The sequence below is a fragment of the Enterococcus cecorum DSM 20682 = ATCC 43198 genome, assembly GCF_000407565.1.
In the GTDB taxonomy this organism is placed as follows: Bacteria; Bacillota; Bacilli; order Lactobacillales; family Enterococcaceae; genus Enterococcus_E; species Enterococcus_E cecorum.
In genome coordinates this window covers 911,271-933,121 of the sequence record NZ_ASWI01000003.1, presented here as the reverse complement: position 1 = coordinate 933,121, position 21,851 = coordinate 911,271, and the positions used below count along the sequence as shown (strand labels likewise).

The 21,851-nt window shown below is 38.1% G+C and carries 14 protein-coding genes; 1 reads left to right on the top strand and 13 read right to left on the bottom strand.

The features are described from left to right. Positions 1-321: 321 nt before the first annotated feature. From I567_RS05265 to I567_RS05220, 10 genes are all read right to left on the bottom strand, one after another. On the bottom strand, positions 322-1,548 hold the full coding sequence (locus tag I567_RS05265) for a DUF1015 domain-containing protein (protein ID WP_016251216.1): 1,227 nt from the start codon (positions 1,546-1,548) through the stop codon (positions 322-324). After that, on the bottom strand, positions 1,548-2,732 hold the full coding sequence (locus I567_RS05260; protein ID WP_016251215.1) for a 3-phosphoglycerate dehydrogenase family protein: 1,185 nt from the start codon (positions 2,730-2,732) through the stop codon (positions 1,548-1,550). Before I567_RS05260 ends, I567_RS05265 begins: the two co-directional genes overlap by 1 nt. Next, entirely contained in the window at positions 2,732-3,820 is a 1,089-nt protein-coding gene (gene serC / locus I567_RS05255; RefSeq protein ID WP_026209890.1) for a 3-phosphoserine/phosphohydroxythreonine transaminase, read from the bottom strand. Before serC ends, I567_RS05260 begins: the two co-directional genes overlap by 1 nt. Before the next feature lie 195 nt (positions 3,821-4,015). Further along, positions 4,016-4,882: a fructokinase ScrK gene (gene scrK, locus I567_RS05250; RefSeq protein WP_016251213.1), complete on the bottom strand. Its 867-nt coding sequence runs from the start codon at positions 4,880-4,882 to the stop codon at positions 4,016-4,018. 186 nt (positions 4,883-5,068) lie between these two features. Next, positions 5,069-5,593, bottom strand: coding sequence for a PTS sugar transporter subunit IIA (locus tag I567_RS05245; RefSeq protein WP_016251212.1), 525 nt, complete (start codon positions 5,591-5,593; stop codon positions 5,069-5,071). Positions 5,594-5,711: 118 nt separating this feature from the next. Then, complete coding sequence (locus I567_RS05240; RefSeq protein ID WP_016251211.1) at positions 5,712-7,073, bottom strand: glycoside hydrolase family 32 protein; 1,362 nt, start codon at positions 7,071-7,073, stop codon at positions 5,712-5,714. 9 nt (positions 7,074-7,082) lie between these two features. Further along, entirely contained in the window at positions 7,083-8,693 is a 1,611-nt protein-coding gene (locus tag I567_RS05235) for an ABC transporter substrate-binding protein (protein ID WP_016251210.1), read from the bottom strand. 28 nt (positions 8,694-8,721) lie between these two features. Then, a complete protein-coding gene (locus tag I567_RS05230; RefSeq protein WP_016251209.1) occupies positions 8,722-9,609 on the bottom strand; it encodes a carbohydrate ABC transporter permease in 888 nt (295 codons plus the stop codon). 13 nt (positions 9,610-9,622) lie between these two features. Beyond that, positions 9,623-10,546: an ABC transporter permease gene (locus I567_RS05225; protein WP_016251208.1), complete on the bottom strand. Its 924-nt coding sequence runs from the start codon at positions 10,544-10,546 to the stop codon at positions 9,623-9,625. Positions 10,547-10,710: 164 nt separating this feature from the next. Beyond that, entirely contained in the window at positions 10,711-11,703 is a 993-nt protein-coding gene (locus I567_RS05220) for a LacI family DNA-binding transcriptional regulator (protein ID WP_016251207.1), read from the bottom strand. A 129-nt stretch (positions 11,704-11,832) separates the two neighbouring features. Here I567_RS05220 and I567_RS05215 point away from each other — a divergent pair, with 129 nt between their 5' ends. After that, on the top strand, positions 11,833-12,618 hold the full coding sequence (locus I567_RS05215; RefSeq protein ID WP_016251206.1) for a PHP domain-containing protein: 786 nt from the start codon (positions 11,833-11,835) through the stop codon (positions 12,616-12,618). 41 nt (positions 12,619-12,659) lie between these two features. Here I567_RS05215 and I567_RS05210 read toward each other — a convergent pair whose 3' ends face one another. The 3 genes from I567_RS05210 to ileS form a co-directional block, all read right to left on the bottom strand. Continuing rightward, on the bottom strand, positions 12,660-14,105 hold the full coding sequence (locus I567_RS05210) for a glutamate synthase subunit beta (RefSeq protein WP_016251205.1): 1,446 nt from the start codon (positions 14,103-14,105) through the stop codon (positions 12,660-12,662). A gap of 7 nt (positions 14,106-14,112) precedes the next feature. After that, positions 14,113-18,606, bottom strand: a complete 4,494-nt coding sequence (gene gltB / locus I567_RS05205) for a glutamate synthase large subunit (RefSeq protein WP_016251204.1) — start codon at positions 18,604-18,606, stop codon at positions 14,113-14,115. 281 nt (positions 18,607-18,887) lie between these two features. Beyond that, positions 18,888-21,683, bottom strand: a complete 2,796-nt coding sequence (gene ileS / locus I567_RS05200) for an isoleucine--tRNA ligase (RefSeq protein WP_016251203.1) — start codon at positions 21,681-21,683, stop codon at positions 18,888-18,890. Positions 21,684-21,851: the final 168 nt, after the last annotated feature.

Sequence of the window (21,851 nt, the reverse complement as noted above, 5' to 3'; positions counted from 1 at the left end):
AAAACGGCACATGCTTTTTTGGATGAAATCTATTTATATTCTTCTTTCATTAACTCAAACAATGTATGATCTACTTCTGATATAGTTTTTCGCTTTAAACGATGAACCTCTTTGATTACAAATATGAAAAAAGCTACATCGTTTTCCAACACATACTTACAAAAATCCGTAATGATATGTAAAGCGTAAAAATAAAGCTATTAGATTACTCAACCTTGAATATCCCTCGTTTTATTCAGATGTCCCCCTTCATCCTTTACGATTCCAGCATAAAGATACTGCAGATAATTACAGTTTTTCGTAATTATCTGCAGTATGATGTCATCTTGTTTCTAAATCGTGTAGTAATAAACCACTCAATAATTTTGGCTCAAACCATGTAGATTTTGGCGGCATAATTTGGTTGTCATCTGCCACAGCTAATAAATCTTGCATCGAAGTCGGATAAAGCGCAAAGGCTACTTGAAAGGCCCCACTATCCACTAAACGAGCCAATTCTTCTGAACCACGAATTCCCCCGACGAAATCAATCCGCGCATCGGTACGGACATCCATAATGCCAAAAATATCCTCAATCACATATTTTTGTAAAACTGCCACGTCCAATCCTTCTACGGCATCCGTTGGTCGTAAGCTTTCATCTAAAGTCAACGTATACCACTGATTTTGAAAATAAAGCTTGAACTCACCTTTTTGTTGTGATTTCGTTTCACTCGTTGGCTGAATGGTAAAGATTTTTGCTAAGCGTTCAAGAAAATCAGCTGGCGGCGTAACATTAATCACACGGTTATATTCTAAAATCTTTAATTCTTGTTCAGGAAAAATAATCGATAAGAAATAATCACTTTCTGCACTTGCTTGACCTTGTGCTCGTTTTTCTAAGCCAACTTTTACTGCTGAAGCCGCCCGATGATGACCGTCCGCAATGTATAAAGCCGGCACCTGTGCAAAAAGGGCAACCATTTGAGCAACTGTAGCTTCCTCATCTACCACCCATAAGCGATGGGTAACACCATGATATTTGGTAAAATCATATACCGGTGCATGATTGGCTTTCCATTCCTCTACCAAATGTTGCATCGCCTGTGGTTGACGATAACTTAAAAAGATTGGTGAAGTGTTGGCATCACAAGCTTTGATATGATTGATGCGATCTTGTTCTTTGGCTGGTCGGGTAAATTCATGCTTTTTAATTTGATCATTGACATAATCATCAATTGACGTGCTAGCCGCAATTCCTGTTTGCTTACGACCATCCATCGTTAATTCATACAAATAAAAACATGGCTTATCTTCTTTTTTTAACCAACCTTTTTGCAAGAATTGTTGTAAGATCTGATTGGCTAATTCATATACCTTTGGATCATATGGATTAAAATCATCGTCAAAGGCAATCTCACTACGATCAATATGATAATAACTATAAGGATTATCCTGAGATTCAACACGTGCTTCATTGGTATCAATCACATCATAAGGTAAACAAGCCACTTGAGAAGCTAATTGCTCATTAGGACGGATTGCACGAAAAGGTTGTACATCTACCATTAATAAGGGACCTCCGTATATTGAATACTGCGTACACGAATAATATCATCTTGTGCACTTAATTTTTCGACTACATCAGCAATGACTTGAGGATCTTGTTCATTCACATCCACCAGCGTATAGGCATACTCGTCACGCCCACGGTTTAATATGTTGTCAATATTAATATCTAAACTTGCAATCACCGCTGAAATCTTTCCAAGCATATTTGGAATATTGCGGTGAATAATAGATAGACGATAAGGCGATTGAAAGGCCATTTCAGCCTGTGGGAAGTTTACCGAATATTTAATTGCACCTGTTTCTAAATAACGTTTGAGGGTACGAGCAGCCATCTTCGCACAGTTTACTTCTGCTTCTTGTGTAGAGGCTCCTAAATGCGGTAAAATCACAATATTTTCTTGATGAAGTAAGCGACTATCCGCAAAATCTGTCACATATCCTGCTAATTTTTTACTTGTTACGGCTTCTAAAACAGCATCGACATCGACAATTTCGCCACGAGAGAAGTTTAATAATTGCGCAGTGGGCTTCATCATACTAAACTCGCGAGTGGAAATCATGCCACGGGTCTTATCATTTAATGGTAAATGAAGCGTGATAAAATCGCAAGTCTGTAAAACTTCTTCTATTTGAGTGGCACGTTTGACACGACGAGAAATACTCCAAGCCGTATCCACAGAAACATAAGGATCATAGCCCATCACTTCCATGCCTAAGCGATAAGCATCATTGGCTACCATCGCACCAATTGAACCAAGCCCGATGACGCCAAGACGTTTTCCTTCTAATTCATTGCCTACAAATTGCTTTTTATTGGCTTCAACTTGTTCTTCCGCATTTTCACCAGATAAGCTTTGAACCCACTGTGCGCCTTTTAAGATAGGACGCACACTCATTAAAAGACTTGCTAAAACCAATTCTTTCACCGCATTGGCATTGGCACCTGGTGTATTAAAGACGACAATGCCTTTTTCGGTACAAGCATCCACCGGAATATTATTGGTTCCTGCACCTGCTCTGGCTACGGCTAAAACTGAAGATGGAAAAGCATAATCATGTAACTTTTGACTTCTTAAAATAATCGCATCCGGCTGATCACTTTCATTAATCGCATAATTTTCCTTTTCAAAACGAGACAAACCTTCTGGCGCAATCACATTAAATGTTTTAATTTGATACATTATTTTTCTCCTCCGTTTTCCACTTCAAATGCCTTCATAAACGTAACCAACGCTTCTACCCCTTCATATGGAAAGGCATTATACAAACTAGCACGCATCCCACCAACACTGCGATGACCTTTTAAATTTTGGAACCCTTGGGCTAAGGCTTGTTCATTAAATAATTGATCTAATGCTTCATCCCCAGTCACGAAAGGAATATTGGTAATGGAGCGATTCTTTTTCGCCACCGGATTTGAAAATAGTTTAGACTGATCAATGGTGTCATATAAAAGTTTGGCCTTGGCTTGATCTTGTTGAATCATCGCTGGTACGCCGCCTTGTTCTTTCACCCATTCTAAAACTAATTTCATGATATAAATGGCATAGGTAGGTGGTGTATTATAAAGAGAACGATTTTTCGCTTGTAAGGCAAAATCTAGCATCGGTGCAAAAATTGGTTCCTTATTCAATAAATCATCACGAATAATCACCAATGTCACCCCAGATGGGCCGAGATTCTTTTGCGCACCGGCATAAATCACGCCAAAATCTTCCACCTTGAAATTATTAGCTAAAATATTAGAAGACATATCTGCGACAATTGGCACCTTGCCACAATCTGGTAACTTATCATAGGTCACCCCGCCGATTGTTTCATTGGTCGTAATATGCACATAAGCCGCGTTTTGGTCGACCTGATCAATGCTTACTTCAGGGACATAAGTAAAATTTTGATCTTCACTACTTGCGATAACTTCCACTTCAACACCAGGGACTTGTTTGGCTGCTTGAATGGCTTTTTTGGCCCATGCACCCGTATTTACATATAACGCTTTTTTGCCTTGAGCTAAATTGAGTGGAATCATACTAAATTGCAAGCTTGCCCCACCTTGAAGGAATAAAACATGATAATTATCAGGAATGTTCATCAAATCGCGCAAATGTTGCTCACAATCTTTAATAATCGCATCGTAAAGTTTGGATCGGTGACTCATCTCCATCACTGACATACCACTTTGTTCGTAATTTAGGAATTCACTTTGAGCTTTTTGCAACACTTCTTTTGGTAAAACAGCTGGACCTGCAGAGAAATTAAACACAGAAATCACCAATCCTTTAAAAAAATTTTGCTTGCCAAATCAAGGAATTTCTTGAATGTAAGCAAGCGATGAAAAGTTTCCGTTTTCCTTTTATGTGATTTACATTATATCAGATTAGAAAGGTTTAATAGAGTTTTAATTTAAATTATAACGAAAAAAATGAACGTTACAAAGAAAAACCTCTGTAACGTTCACAAATTTCTATTTCAATAAATCTTTGGCCATCGCTAAACAGCCAATAGTTGCCGCATTGTCGACCAATTTAGGGGTTACGATGTACTCTGATAATTCCGGCGTTTTCACATAATCTTTCAATAACTCTTTGAATTGACGATGCACACGTTCCATCATGTGTTCTTGTTTCATCACACCACCACCGAAGATTATCACATCAGGAGAGAGCATCAAAGTCGTATTATACGCACATTGCGCAATATAGTATGCTTCTTGTTCCCAGTAAGGATGATCCGCTGGTACGTCTTGTCCTTTGATTCCTAGACGTTTTTCCACTGCAGGTCCAGCTGCCATTCCTTCTAGACAGTTACCGTGGAATGGACAAGCACCTTTAAAATCATCATCTTTATGAGGAACCACTAGCATATGGCCCATTTCTGGATGGCTGAATCCTTCTACAAAGCGTCCATCTTGAATGGCACCACCACCTACACCAGTACCGATTGTGTAGTAAACCACGCTATGTTTACCTTGACCATGACCATAATAATATTCGCCATAAGCCGCTGCATTCACGTCAGTTGTCCAAGCAATTGGCACATCGAAAACAGCCTTTAGCGCACCGACAAAGTCATAGTTTTGCCATGCTAATTTAGGGGTTGAAGTGATATAACCATAAGTTGGTGAATCAGGATGAATATCAATTGGCCCAAACGAACCGACACCGATACTCGCTAATTCTGCTTGATATTTTTTAAAATAGTCAATCACCGCACTCATTGTTTCTTCTGGTGTGGTGGTTGGAAAACTTACACGTTCTAAAATTTCTAATTCTTCATTACCGATGGCGCAAACAAATTTTGTTCCACCTGCTTCAATTGATCCGTAATACACAAAAATCACTCCCATGAACATTGATAATCATATTATAAAACGCTTTATCAGGAAAGTATACCCTTTCATGATACTTTGTTCAAAATTTATCGAACAAAACAAATTGGTTAGGAAAATCCAATATGAATGGATTTCCCAACCAATCCAATTATTGTTTACAAGGCAAGCTGCTTCACGACCTTTTTATTATTTTACATTTAGTATTACTTCTTTTGCTGCGACTTCGCCTGTTTTAACTGGTGCGACTTCTGCATAGTTGTCCGTATTTGTCACAATTAGCATCACTGTAGTATCGTAACCATCTTTGCTAATAGCATTACGGTCAAAAGTACCTAGTAATTCGCCAGCAACCAAACGATCTCCTTGTTTTTTCTTAGAAGTAAAGTGTTTACCTTCTAAGTTCACTGTATCAATACCGATATGGATAAGAATTTCTACGCCATCATCGCCTTTAATACCATATGCGTGCATAGAAGGATAAAAGACTGTTAATTCACCGCTAACTGGTGCGTAGACTTCATTAGCACTTGGCTTAATCGCAATCCCTTTCCCCATCATTTCACTTGAAAATACTGGGTCATTTACAGTGCTTAATGCCACAGCTTCACCTGATACCACAGCAGCCACTTCACCTGGATTTAAGTTCACAGCGCTTACAACAACTTCCTGATTTTCGTCTTTTTTACCGAATAATTTGCCAAATAGTCCCATATCGATTGCTCCTTTATTTGAATTTTCACCATGTGGGAACGGTTCTACATTTTTATCATACTAAATTTTCTGATTTTGTCAACCGCATTCATGACAAATATATTATAATCCAAGTTTTTTATCTTTGCGAATAAACCTTTTTCGGTCCTTCGATATAAAAGACAGAGGTAAGCACTTCTTGGCCATCATTGACAAAGATTTCAATGCTTTGCTGATCGATATAAGCGGTCAAATGAGTCGCTTGAATTTGTACACCACGGTATAAAACAGGATTGCGTTCTTCGCCAATTAGCTGATACTTCAGATTTTTTCTATCAATATAAACTTCTTTTCTGAAGGCATCATATCCAAAAGAAATATAATCCTCTTTGGTTCCTAGTTTCAATTCAATCGTTTCTTTGATATCAATTTCGATTTTTGAAGGTTGTTTTAACTCTTCATTTAATTCAACCTTCACGAACTGATTGTCCAGACTTTCGGGTAGTTTTTGAATGATCTGGTTTTCCTGCACGGTTAAGATTCTAGGCAAAGACATGGAGCCAAACCAACCATGCTGCAATTGGTCTGTAATCAGTGGACGTCCCCAAGTATGCATCCAAGCAATCATCACACGTTCATTATCTGCATTTTTAGTTGTTTGAGCAGCATAAAAGTCATGGCCATGGTCAATTTCTTTCAGATTGCTAGGATAAAATTTCCCTACTTGCCAGTCCACTCGACCTTGCATAATGATATTTGAATTTTGATTATTAAAGTCTAAATACTCAGAATGATATTGCATTGGAGACACAATCAGATAACTTTGACCATCTATTTCAAAATAATCTGGACATTCCCAGACAATGCCTTGATTTTGCTCACCTTTTAGAAAAATCGACTTAAAAGACCAATCAAGCAAATTCTCAGATTCTATTAATACTACACAACCAACTTGATCCAAATGCTGAGTCGCAACCACTGCATAATACTTGCCATCTTTTTCAAATAATTTTGGGTCTCGAAAATCACTTCTACTAATTTCATTAGGTAATTGTTGACCTGTAATAACCGGATTTTCCTTAATTTTATGGAAAGTAATACCATCAGTAGAGTAAGCCATATTCTGCACTTGAGAAATTGAGCCATCTTCATTCACAATATGGCCGGTATACATTAACCAAAGTGTATCATCAACTACTAAAGCTGAACCTGAAAAACAACCATTTTTGTCATAATCTTGATCTGGTGCTAAGGCGATAGGTAAATATTCCCAATGCGCTAAATCCTTACTTTTCGCATGACCCCAATGCATTGTATCCCATTTACTATCATAAGGATTATATTGATAAAAAAGATGATATTCTCCTTTGTAATATACAAAGCCATTAGGATCGTTCATCCAACCAATTTCTGGAATAAAATGTAGTTTAGGTTGATAGGTTGCCGTCACATGATGTTTGTTTGCTTGAATATATTCATTTGCACGTTCAATACTATACATACACTCCACCTACTTATTCTTTTGATTGCTATCATAATATTTTTGCTTAATCTTCAACCAATCGTTTAAGCCATATTTATCTAGCTCTTTCAAATAACTATCCCATTCTTTATCAATATTGCCATTTACAATCCATTCTGCACGTTTACGATAAATATAGTCATTCATATCTGCTTCTACTTGGCTAATCTTGTCTAAATCTTTTTCATTCATGAATACTTTTGGATAGATATTTTCATTATCCATATAAGGAACATAGTATTCTTTCAACAAATCTAAACGCCATTTTGCATCATCAGGCATTGTGGTCACTTTTCCATAATAACTATTTAGAATGGCTAATGGTCCACCAATTTCAGTCTTTTGACGCAATTCAGCTGGTGCCGTACCTTCTAATGGTAAGTGTTTCAATGAATTGGTTGCTTTATCAAATTCGAAAATATTTTGTTGTTTCTTATCGCCATAAGTTCCCCAGTTATTTTGGACGGATTGAAGTGGTCGATATTGATAATCAATCCATTTTGCTGTTAATTCAAGATTTTTATTCGCACTGGTAATAACCATGCGATCACGTTGGAATCCCATACCATTTGAGCGAGTAATATGTTTTTTACCACTTGGACCAGCTAATGCAGGTAAAACATCATACGAATCGTTCATTCCAGATACGTTTGCCTTATCCCAAGTAAAGTAAACACCATAACGTTTTTCCGCCCCTTTGGCAATGTAAGTATTCCAGTCTTGTTCAAAAGCTTCTTTATCAATTAATCCTTTTTCTTGTAATTGGCGCATAAATTTAACGCCTTCTTTATATTCTTCATTATCAGCAGTAAAATCGACTGTACCATCATTATTTACAACTAAGTGATCATCATTGTCCCCGATACCAAATGCTCCAAACAACATTTTGAAATCTTCATTACCTCCACCATTTACAAAGGACATCGGAATTTCATCTTGTTTGCCATTTCCGTTTGGATCTTGCGTTTTAAAGGCTTCTAAAACTTTCACTAAATCATCTGTTGTTTGTGGCATTGGCAAGTTCAATTTTTTTAACCAATCGACATTAATCCAAGCCATATCATTCACACTATGAATAGACTCTTTACCTTCACCTAATTCTTCAATCCAAGGGAAAGAATAAATATGTCCATCCGGTGCTGTAATCATGGATTTATATTGAGGGTTTTCATCAAGAATTTTTTTCAAGTTAGGCATATAGTCTTTAATTAAATCTTCTACCGGAATGATGACACCTTGTTTTGCCCAGTTCATTAATTCCACATCTGAAGCCCCATCATTATGAATGGCATCTGGTAAATCACCAGAAGAAATATCTAGGTTCCGTTTTTCAGCAAAATCAGATTGATAATTGGTCCAATCAATATGAACATTTGTCGCTTTTTCCATCCGCTTTAAAATCAATTTTTGGTTTGGATCTTTTGGTGATAATGGTGAAGAAGAAGTCATAAATTTCAAGGTCACTTCATCTTTTAAAGGAAATTTCACTTCTTCTAATTTATAATCTGGGCTCGCTGCTTCATCTTTTTTGCTACAACCTGCTAATAAAAGTGCACTGCTCGCTACCAAAACACTACCTACTGTCATCCATTTTTTCATGATATTTTTCTCCAATCTAAAATTATTTTTATCCTTTAAGTGAACCAACCATAATTCCTTTATCAAAGTATTTTTGGAAGAACGGATACATAACAATCAATGGTAAACTTGAAATGACAATTGTCGCATATTTAATCATTTCAGCCAAGCGCTTCATCTCGTTCATTGCAGCTTGTGCCCCAATCATATCTTTGGCTGGTTGACTTTGAATTAAGATTTTACGTAAAACTAATTGTAATGGTTCTAAATTCGGATCCTTGATATAAATCATCGCATCAAAATATGAATTCCATTGGCCAACAAAAGCATACAAGAATAATACAAACATAATTGGTTTCGCTAAAGGTAACATAATTTTCAAGAATATCTGCAAGTCATTTGCACCATCAATCACTGCTGCTTCAACCAATTCTTTTGGTAATCCCTGGAAATAAGTCCGCGCTAAAATAATATTCCATACATTTACAGCACCAGGTAACACAATTGCCCACATTGTATTTAGCATACCTAATTGTTTAATCAAAAGGTAAGTTGGGACTAACCCACCGCTAAAGAACATCGTAATGATTAAAAAGATATTGACCCATTTACGTCCAACTAACTCTTTATTTGCTAATGGATAAGCGGTTAATACAGAAATAACAACTGTTAAAACCGAGAAAGTAAAGGAATATAATAGCGAGTTTAAAAAGCCTCGAAGTATCGACTTATCACTAAATACTCTGGCATATCCTTCTGTTGTCCAATCTTTAGGGTTAAAACTAATTCCTTTGCTCACTAATACTTGTGGATCCATAAAAGAGGCGACAAGAATATAAACTAAAGGAACAAATGTAATTAGTACTAAAAAAGCAATAATAATCTTATTTAATACCAACATTCTTTTATCAAACTTGGTATACATTTTCATATTCATACGATTTTCCCTCCTATAATCCTTGACCATCATTAACTTTAGAAACTAGTTTATTCACCGCAACAAGTAAGATTACATTAATCACCGTATTAAACAAGCCAACTGCTGTAGAATAAGAATAATCACCAGAGACTAGCCCCACTTTATAAACATAAGTCGAAATAATTTCAGATGAAGTAAGGTTGAGTGAAGTTTGCATCAAATAAGCTTTTTCATATCCAACACTCATAATGCCACCAGCTGCTAAAATAAACTGAATCACCATAATTGGTTTTAAGGTTGGAATGTCAATGTGCCAAATACGTTGAAAAATATTCGCACCGTCTAATTTTGCTGCTTCAACTAATGAGGTATCCACATTTACTAAAGTCGCGGTATACAATGTCGAAGCCCAACCCATTCCTTGCCAAATCCCACTAAAGATGTATAATGGACGGAACCAATCAGGATCAGTTAAGAAACTCGCTTTTATCCCAAAGAAACCAAGGATATGATTCACTGGTCCGTCTACTGAGAAGAACAAGAAAATCATCCCAACAATGACAACCACTGAAATAAAATTCGGTGCATATAATACTAATTGAATCCGTTTCTTTGCTTTTTCACTCAATAATTGATTCAACATAATGGCTAAAATAATCGGTGGCAAAAAGCCGAGTAGCAAGCCATAAACACTTAATTTTAGAGTATTCATCAATAAATTCATAAAATTAGGTGAAGACAAAAACTTCTCAAATTCAGTAAAACCAATCCACGGACTATCCAAAATTCCTCGTAATGGATTGTAATCTTTAAAAGCAATGAGCACACCGTACATCGGAATATACTTAAAAATAAAAGTTAATACTAACCCAGGCACTAACATTACAAGTAATAATTTCTGTTTTTTCACCTTTTGAAGGAATGAATCACTCTTATTCGCTGATACTTTATTCATAATTTCCTCCTTTTTTGAAACGTTTCATTTTTTGTTTTAAAAGTAAAGAGAGTCGCGCGTAACCTCTCTAACTTTTTTGAAACGTTTCAAATTTTGCTAAATAAAAAAATCATTTTTGACAACTTGATACTAACATTGGTAACGCTTCCTGTCAATAGATTTTTTTAATTTTTTGTAGTTGGCCCCTCTATATAGTTTACTGGCAAGATAAACTGTAACTTTTCTGGCGACTCTCCCGCAATTTTCTGTACAATCAACTCAACAGCTTTTTGGGCCATTAATTCCAACGGTTGACGGATAGTCGTAACTGGTGTGTTTCGTTCCACAGCCATTCTAATCCCATCAAACCCTATCACTTGAACATCTTCTGGTACGCTTTTTCCAATTAACTTCAATTCTTCTATCACATCTAATGCCGTAAAGTCATTAATTGCAAATATTGCATCAATGAATGGATTTTCTAATAGAAATTGATGTAGCTTTCCTTTAAAATCAGTAAGTGGTTCTTCTAAATCAAAAGCAACAAATGGTAGTCCTGCATTTAATATTGTTTTTTCAAAATATTGTCGGCGTTTTTTCGTCTCATTGATGGTTTTGTTATGACTTCCCACAAAAGCAAAATGAGTGCCTCCTTTTTCGATTAGCTTTTCTGCTGCAATTGTCGCACCTAGCGCATTATCTGCTGAAATACAAGCAATATTTTTATCTGTATATATACGGTCAATACTTACAAAAGGTACATTGGTCGATAAATATTCTTCAATTGGACTATAAGTAATCGCAATAATGCCATCAACTTTATTTTGCTCTAACATTTGGATAATTTCCACTTCTGAATTATACTGACCAATATTACATAAAAGTGTTTTATATCCTTTGCTTGCTAACAATTGTTCGATGTATTGTGCGAATTCACTAAAAAATGGATGCCAAATCGTGGGAACTATCAAACCAATTGTTGATGTTTGATTTTTCTTCATCCCTCTAGCATAAGCATTTGGAATATAATTTAATTCTTTTATCGCAGCTTCCACTTTATTCAAAGTAGACTGTTTGATACCACTTTCATTATTTATCACGCGAGAAACTGTTCCAACACTCACACCTGCTAACTGAGCCACATCTTTCATTGTAATTGATTCTTTTGCTTTCTCCATTCAAATCACTTCCTTACATGGATAGTAACATAATCAACAAAAAATGTCTTTAAAAAATTGACTTCTTTTTACTTTTCAAAATATATATCTAATTCTATAATATACCTACCAATAAAAAGGAGTGGTTTCATGCAATATTACGATCAACATTTACATACGTTCTTGTCTTTTGATTCTGAAGAGCAATTCGAGAATTATCTTGCGTATCAGCCTGAAATATTTGTTGCAACGGATCATTTAGACATAAAAAATCCATGTAGTCAGTATCAAGATGATATTCCGGACTATGAAAAACTTGTGCAAAAACATCACGAATTGGCCGACAAATATCCCACACGTCTATTAAAAGGCATCGAACTAGGCGTCGTGCCTGGTCAAGAGCGTCAAATTCAAGATTACCTTGCCAGTCATCCTTATGATTTAAAGCTATTGAGCATTCACCAAAATGGACAATTCGATTATATGGATGATGTCGTGCTCTCCAAAGACAAATTTGAAGTGGCATCTGAGTATTTTAATCAAATGGAACACGTACTAAAAAGCTTTAGCGGTGCACAGATTTTAACGCATTTTGAATATGGTTTACGCCGCTTAGCCTTTACTCCTGAAGAATTAGGAGAACATTACGAAAAACAATTAACACGCATCTTACAACTCATCATTGAAAAAGAAATGGCCCTAGAGTTAAATGCTAAAAGCTATGGAAAATATCAAAACAAAGCGCTGTATGACTACATTATCCCACTTTATCGCTCGCTTGGTGGTCAACTCTTTACACTTGGTTCGGATGCCCATGTAGCAAGTGATTATCGCTTATTATTTGTAGACATGTCGCACTTACTTGAAAAGCATGGCGTGAATCAACTAGCCGTCTATTTAGATGGTAACTGGCAATTGACCCCATTAGCCAAATAAACGTACAAAAAAGCCGCTGGAATCATCCAACGGCTTATTTTTTATGCTTGGTAAGTTAAAGCACGTAAAGCTTGGTCTACTTTTTCAGCAGCTAGACGTCCTTCACGAATGCCCCAAATAACTAAACTTGGGCCACGTTTAGCATCTCCGGCAACCAAAACACGTTCATTATTGGTTGTCGAATCATCATAGACCTCTTTGACACCAAAACTTTCTAACAGAATATTTTCCGCACCTAAAAATCCCATCGCCAATAAAACTAAATCAGCTTTCATCACTTGTTCTGTTCCTGGAATTGGTTGGAATTTTTGGTCCACTTTCACTGTTTCAATCCCGATTAGTTGCCCGCGTTCTGCTCCAATAAACCCAGTAGTTGAAGTGCTATAGTAAGTCAATTGTTCCTTTTCAAAAACAGTCAATGCTTCTTCTTGACCATAGCCGACACGATTAATCATCGGATATTCTGGCCATGGGTTATCGCTTTGACGTTCTAATGGAAGTTGTGGCGTGATTTCTAATTGTTTAACAGAAGCTGCACCTTGACGAATGGCTGAACCGATACAGTCATTTCCCGTATCGCCACCACCAATGACAATCACATGCTTTCCTTCTAATTTACGACTCGTCGCTTCTTTACCATGCTTTAAGACATCTTTTGTCGCTTCAGTTAAGTAATCAACGGCAAATTTTACACCATTTAATTCACGACCAGGGACTTTCAAATCACGTGGCACACTTGCACCAGCGGCAATAATGACACGATCAAAATCACGCTGTAACTCTTCAGCCGTAATATCACGACCAATTTCAGTATTCGCCACAAAATGAATGCCCAATTCCGCCATTAAATCAATGCGGCGTTGTACGATTTCTTTATCTAGCTTCATGTTTGGAATACCATACATCAATAAACCACCAAAGCGATCACTGCGTTCAAAAACGGTGACTTCATGGCCTAATTGATTCAAGCGCCATGCCGCACTTAAACCAGCCGGGCCACTACCGACAATCGCTACTTTAAAGCCCGTTCTTTGTGCTGGCTGACCGGATTCTTTCACCCAACCATTTTCAAAGGCAGCGTCAATAATAAAGCGTTCATTATCATGGATCGTAACACCTGAACCATTTAAAGACTCGGTACAAGCTTTTTCACAAGGTGCTGGACACACACGACCCGTCATTTCTGGTAATGGATTGGTGCGTGCTAAGCGTTCGAAAGCAGCTTTGAAGCGACCTTGATAAACCAAATCATTCCACTCAGGGATTAAATTATCATTGGGACAACCTGACACCGCGCGCTTGCCACCATAAAAGGTCCCAGTGTGACAAAACGGAATCCCACAATTCATACAACGAGAAGCTTGTTCTTGACGTTCTTCAACTGAAAGGGGAATCTGTAATTCGCGCCAATCTTTAATTCGCTCGTCTACTTTGCGATATGGATTTTCTTTTCTTGCATGTTTTAAAAAACCAAATGGATCTGCCATAACATTCTTACCCCTTTCCTTGTGCTTGTGGGATGCTTAATTGCGGTCCCACGACTTTTTCAAATGCTTGGTTGGCTAATTCTTCGCCTGTTAAACCAGTTTGTGCCAATTCTTGTGTCGCATCTACCATTCGATGATATTCATGTGGATAAACTTTGACAAAGAATTGTTGCTGATTCTCCCAGTCACTCAAGATTTCAGCCGCTTTTACGGAATCTGTATACATTAGATGTTTTTCGATTAATTCTTTTAAGACTTCATCGCCAGTTGTTTGGCCGACTGGATATAAATCAACCATTTCCAAATTACAGCGTTGGCTAAAGGTTTGCTCTGGATCATAGACATAAGCCACCCCACCAGACATCCCAGCACCAAAGTTTCGACCAGTCTTACCTAAGATGACCGCAACGCCACCTGTCATGTATTCACAACCATGGTCACCACAGCCTTCTACCACGACATGAGCCCCGCTATTTCTAACACAGAAACGCTCACCAGCTAATCCTCTAAAGAAAGCTTCCCCGCGGTTAGCACCAAAGCAGGCAACATTCCCAACGATTGGTGAATGTTCGATATCATAAGCCGCGTCTTTTGGTGGCACAATAATCATACGCCCACCACTTAGACCTTTCGCTACATAGTCATTGGCCTCACCGATTAGTTTTAATTCCATTCCTTGGGTTAAGAAAGCCCCAAAACTTTGACCGGCAATACCTGTATATACATATTTGATTAGACCATGATCAACCTCATAATTTCCAAATCGTTCCGCAATCCAACCAGCCATCCGTGTACCGACACTACGATTGACATTGTTGATGCTTTGACTAACGGTAACAGCTTGTTTGGCTTCAATCGCTCCTTTGGCAAAGCTATCTAAATCTTTCCATTGACGTTTTTCATAGAATGGATCAACAACTTTACGTTCAATTCCGATTTCATGGCCAATCATACGTGAATGGTCTAATGATTTTGCCTTTCCTTTTGCAACAAAGCGTGCTTGTAAGTTTTCCCCGTGACCAACCATTTCATCGACTGTCTTAAAGCCTAATTCAGCCATCACTTCACGTAGATTTTCTGCTAAGAACATCATCATATTAATGACGTGTTCAGGCTTACCGGCAAAGAATTTACGTAAGGCTGGATTTTGTGTGGCTACCCCGACTGGACAAGTATTTAAGCTACATACACGCATCATGACACAGCCGATAGAGACCAAAGCTAATGAGGCAAAACTAAATTCCTCTGCACCTAGTAACGCCGCAATCGCAATATCGCGACCCGTCATCAATTTACCATCTGTTTCTAAGGTCATGCGTTGACGTAAATGGTTCATAGATAAGGTTTGATGGGCTTCAGCTAATCCCATTTCCCATGGTAGACCAGCATCACGTACAGAGTTTCTCGGAGAAGCCCCGGTACCACCATCATAACCAGAAATCACGACGACATCGGCACCTGCTTTGACCACACCGGTCGCAATCGTACCCACACCTGTACTAGAAACTAGCTTCACATTGATTTTGGCATATGGATTAATCGTCTTTAAGTCATAAATTAACTGTGCCAAGTCCTCGATAGAATAGATATCATGATGTGGTGGTGGTGAAATCAACATAACCCCTGGCGTTGACCCACGAATTTCCGCTACCCAAGGGAAGACTTTCTTCGCTGGCAACTGACCGCCTTCACCTGGTTTTGCCCCTTGTGCCATCTTGATTTGAATTTCATCGGCACTCATCAAGTATTCTGCATTGACCCCAAAACGACCAGAAGCCACTTGTTTGATGCGGCTATTGAAGTTACGCCCGTCTGCTTGCACTTTGAAACGATTGCGATTTTCGCCACCTTCCCCGCTATTAGATTTTCCGCCAATACGGTTCATCGCTTCAGCTAAACATTTATGCGCTTCTTCACTCAAAGAACCATAAGACATCGCCCCAACTTTAAAACGTTTGACAATGCGTTCAGCTGGCTCGACTTCATCAAGTGAAATACTTGGACGAGTCTTTTTAAATTCCCATTGTGAGCGAATGGTGGTAGGATTTTCCGCCATTTCTGCTTCCATCTGCGCCACATATTCTTTAAATAATTCATAATCGCCGGCACGTACTGCTTTTTGGAAATTATAAATTGTTCTAGGATTGTATAAATGATGTTCACCGTCTGATTTGTATTGGAAACTACCGCCAGATGGCAAGTAATCATTGGCTTTAGGACCATAGGCAAGCTCATAGCGTTTAGCATATTCTTCTTCAATTTGCTCTAAACTTAAACCGCTAATTCGAGTTTGCGTACCAGTAAAGTATTCATTCACAACTTTCTCACTTAGCCCAACTGCTTCAAATAGTTGTGCCCCATGATAACCCGCAATCGTCGAAATCCCCATCCGCGACATCACTTTGATAATGCCTTTTTCACACGCATGACGGTAATTTTCTAGTTTGTCGGTCAATTCAAGATGCGCTAAAGTACGATAAGCCCCATAAGGATGAATCGCCCCTGCACCATAGCCTACCAACATCGCATAATGATGCACTTCGCAGACCTCAGCTGTATCTACAACAATCGAAGCCAAAGCCGCCTTGCCTTGACGGACTAAGAAATTATGCAAACCAGAAACCGCTAAGAGAATCGGCATCGCAAGTTTTCCTTTTTGATAATCACGATCAGATAAAATCAAAATCGTTGCGCCTTGGTCGATGGCACGTTCACTTTCTCGACATAATTGTTCTAACGCTTTTTCGAGTGTATGACGTTTATCTGGTTCATAATCATAGAGTGTCGATAAAGTAACAGCACGATGATTTTTTTGTTTTAAAGATTGAATCTTTAAGAAATCTTCAGTTGAAATCACCGGTGAATCCACTTTTAATTTCGTACAGTTCTTCTCAATATCAGCCTTAACATCCACATCGCGACCTAAGAATAACTCTGTACCAATGACCATCTTTTCACGAATCGCATCAATTGGTGGATTGGTGACCTGCGCGAATTGTTGCTTAAAGTACGTAAATAAAGACTGTGGATTCTTACTTAATACCGCTAATGGAGAGTCAAATCCCATAGAAATAACCGGTTCTTGCCCGTCTTTAGCCATTGGAATAATCACGGTACGAATCATTTCATCGGTGTATCCAAAGACTTTCCACATTTGTTGCATGTCACGTTCACTATAGCTTGTCGCAGTTTGTTTAACGGGAGCAATTTTGTCTAAAGTTAACGTATTTTTCGCAATCCATTTTTCATACGGATGTTGGCTCGCATAATGGGCTTTGACTTCTGCTGAATGCATGATTTTACCAGTTTTGGTATCCACTAAGAAGAAATTGGCTGGTCCTAATACACCTTTTTCAATCACGGTACTTGGCTCAAGGTCAACTACACCAGATTCAGAAGCTACAACCACTAACCCATCTTTGGTAATCGAATATCGTGAAGGTCGCAATCCATTACGATCAAGGGCAGCCCCTACTAATTGACCATCAGTGAAACATAAAGCAGCCGGTCCATCCCATGGCGCCATAAAACTTGCATTATATTCATTGAAAGCTGTTTGGCTGGCAGATAGATTGGCTTCTTTAGACCACGCCTCAGGGACCATCATCATTAACGCATGCGCCATATCACGACCATTGCGATAAAGGTATTCCATACAGTTTTCTAATTTCGCAGAGTCAGAGTTTTCTTCATCATAGACTTCAATCTGATGAGAGTGCATCCAGTTTTCCGCACCACGTAAGGTATTAATTTCACCATTGTGGGCTAAAAAGCGGAAAGGTTGCGCACGATTCCAACTAGGGAAAGTATTGGTTGAAAAGCGCGAGTGGGTTAAGGCAATACTTGTTTCCATCGCTTCATCTTGTAAATCTAGATAGAATAGACGCACTTGATAAGCATGCAGCATCCCCTTATAACAAATTGTCTGACTCGATAACGTACAAATCGTCAAATCACTTGCTAGATACGTTTTTTCTAATTTGCGACGAAGCAAGAATAATTGATCTTCAAATGCTCGTCCTGCCTTCGTATCCACTGGTTTTTCAATAAAAATTTGGACAAAACTTGGCATCACTTTTTGGGCACCAGGTCCACAGTTTGAAAATGCATATGGGACATCTCTTTGCCATAAGACATGATATCCTGCTTGTTCAATATCATTGACAATCGCCTGTTGTAAAGTTGCTTTTTGCTCGGCTTCTTTTGGTAAAAATAGCATGGCCACCGCATAATCATCTTTTGGTGGTAATTGTACGCCTACTTCTTGCGTTTTTTTCTGGAAGAAACTATCAGGCATGGCCATTAAAATCCCTGCCCCATCACCCGTATCAGGCTCCGCACCAGTTCCCCCACGGTGATTCATTCTTTCTAACATGGTTAATGCATAGTCGACTAGTTGGTGACTTGCTTTGCCATCTTTTTGCGCGATAAATCCCATCCCACAAGCATCTTTTTCAAATGAAGGATCATACATTAATTTTGATTTTTCAGCTGTCGTCATTGATTACACCTTCCTTTTTTCATCTAAACCTACCAACAATCAACTTTCTCATTTATTATTCATTTTCAATGATTTTCTTTAAGAATATTTTTAATATTACATAAATTTTTAGAAAATTCCAATATATTTTTCACTGTTTTCATTGAGAATCGTTATCAATAGACTATAAATGTACCAAAAATACTCGGTGTTCATTCACATTCTTACAAAAAAAGAGGAAAGCACCTACCAGCTTTCATCGACTGGTCGGCGATTTCCTCTAAAAAATTTGTTATGATCTTTTATTCAAAGCCCACTTTTGCTTCTTCAGGAAATTCTGATTCAATCACTTCTGCACAGTGTTCACATACATGTTCTAGGTGTTCATGGTCACTTAATTTAGCTTTGACTTGACGACAACGATCACATACATGACCTTCTGCACGTTCCACTAAGATAGCAACATCTTCAAATTTTTGAGCAGCTTCAGGCGCACTTGCTGGACCTTCTTCACTTACAGTAAAGAAGTCTGGTGAAATGATTAATAACTGTGGTAAGTTTGTATTTAAAGCAGTTAATAAAGCACGAACTTGTTCATTTGGATAAACCGTTACTTTCGCTTCCATTGATTTACCAATTAATTTTTCATTACGCGCAACTTCTAATGCTTTCAATACATCATCTCTAAAGTCCATGAAGGCTTTCCACATATCAAGTAATTCTTCTTGATTCGCAAAAGTTTCAACTTCAGGGAATTCAGCTAATTGTACATATTCTTCCTCTTCTTCTAGGTAGCTCCAGATTTCTTCAGCCGTATGTGGGATAATTGGCGTTAATAATTTCGTCAAGGCCACAGCAATATCATAGAAAACAGTTTGCATGCAGCGACGTTCATGATTATCAGCCGCTTCGATATAGACCACATCTTTGGCAAAATCTAAGTAGAATGAAGAAAGGTCAACGGTTAAGAAGTTCACAACTGTACGATAGATGTGTAAGAAGTTGTATTTGTCATAACCTTCTTTTCTGATTTGTTCGATGGTTTGATTTAAACGAACCATCATGTATTTATCTACAGAGCGTAAATCTTCATAAGCCACACGATTTGATTTTGGATCAAAGTCAGTCGTATTCGCTAATAAGAAACGCATGGTGTTACGAATTTTACGATAAACTTCAGATACTTGTGCTAAGATATCCATCGACACACGTACATCGGCTTCATAGTCCACACTACTTACCCATAGACGTAAGATATCAGCACCCATTTGTTTAATAACTGTTTCAGGAACAATCGTATTTCCTAATGATTTACTCATCTTGCGGCCTTCACCATCTAAAGTAAATCCTTGAGATAAGACTGCTTTATAAGGTGCAACCCCATTGATAGCCACACTTGTTGTAATACTTGAGTTGAACCAACCACGGTATTGGTCAGAACCTTCTAAGTACATATCAGCTGGGAATTTCAATTCAGGACGATTACGTAACACACCTTCATGTGAAGAACCAGAGTCAAACCATACGTCCATGATATCTGTTTCTTTTGTGAAGATACCATTTGGTGAACCTGGATGTGTAAAGCCTTCTGGTAATAAATCTTTAGCTTCACGTTCAAACCAAACATTTGAACCATATTCAGCAAATAATTCAGCAACATGTTCAATCGTTTCGTGCGTTAGGATTGCTTCTCCATTTTCTGCATAGAATACAGGTAATGGCACACCCCAAGCACGTTGACGAGAGATTACCCAGTCACCACGGTCACGAATCATGTTATACAGACGAGTTTTACCCCATGGGATAATCCAGTCTACTTTTTCGACTTCATCAAGGATATCTTGACGGAATTTATCAATTGAAGCAAACCATTGCGGCGTTGCACGATAAATAACAGGTTTCTTTGTACGCCAGTCATGTGGGTAGCTATGGGTGAAGAAATCAAGTTTTAATAAAGAACCATTTTCTTCAAGCATCTTGGTTACAACTGGATTGGCTTTGTCATAGAACATTCCTTCAAAACCAGGTGCTTCAGCTGTATAGCAACCACGGCTATCTAATGGAGAAAGCACATCTAAACCATATTTCTTACCAACGATGTAGTCTTCTTCCCCGTGTCCTGGAGCGGTATGAACTAAACCAGTACCGGCATCTAAAGTAACATGATCACCTAACATTAATAATGAAGTACGATCATAGAAAGGATGTTGTGCCGTCATTAAATCAAGGACTTCCCCTTTGAATTCTTGTAAGACTTCAACATTTTCCCAACCAATTTCTTTAGATACAGTTTCTAATAGGTCTTTCGCAACGACAAATTTGCGACCATCTGCTTTGATTTGCACATAGTCAAAATCAGGATTAGCAGAGATACCCAAGTTAGCAGGCAAGGTCCATGGCGTAGTTGTCCAGATAATGAATGAAGTATCCGTATCTAATAAATCTTTTCCATCTACCACTTTGAAAGCAACGTAAATAGATGGTGATTTTACATCATGATATTCGATTTCGGCTTCAGCTAGTGAAGATTCACTTGATGGTGACCAGTAAATTGGTTTCAAACCTTTGTAGATATAGCCTTTTTCAGCCATCTTACCAAATACACGAATTTGAGCTGCTTCATAATCAGGTGTTAAAGTGACATATGGATGTTCCCAATCACCAGAAACACCTAAGCGCTTGAAGTCGGCACGTTGTTTATCTACTTGAGATAACGCGTAATCATGACAAAGTTTGCGGTATTCAACGATATCCATTTCCTTACGTTTAACACCTTGTTTGGCTAAAACTTGTTCGATTGGTAGACCGTGCGTATCCCAACCAGGTACATAAGGTGCACGGAAGCCAGACATAGACTTGCTGCGGATAATGATATCTTTACTAATTTTATTTAAAGAATGTCCTAAATGGATGTTCCCGTTCGCATATGGAGGACCATCGTGTAGAACAAAACTTGGTTTACCTTCATTTAATTTTTGACGTTGACCATATAAATCTTTTTCGTCCCATTCCTTTTGCCATTCACCTTCACGGTTTGGCAAGTTCCCACGCATTGGAAAACCAGTTTTTCCAAGATGGAGTGTTTCTTTCAATTTCATTTATCTTGTCTCCCCTTTTAATTATTAAAAATCATCTAAAAAAAATAATTCAGTGGACCAATCAAGTCGCTTCACATCCATGTTTAATCTGTGTTCGCCGGCTCACATCCTTAATCATCGGCGTTCAACAGCTAGACATTGTGAAATTCGCCCTCCCGCTTGAGAAAA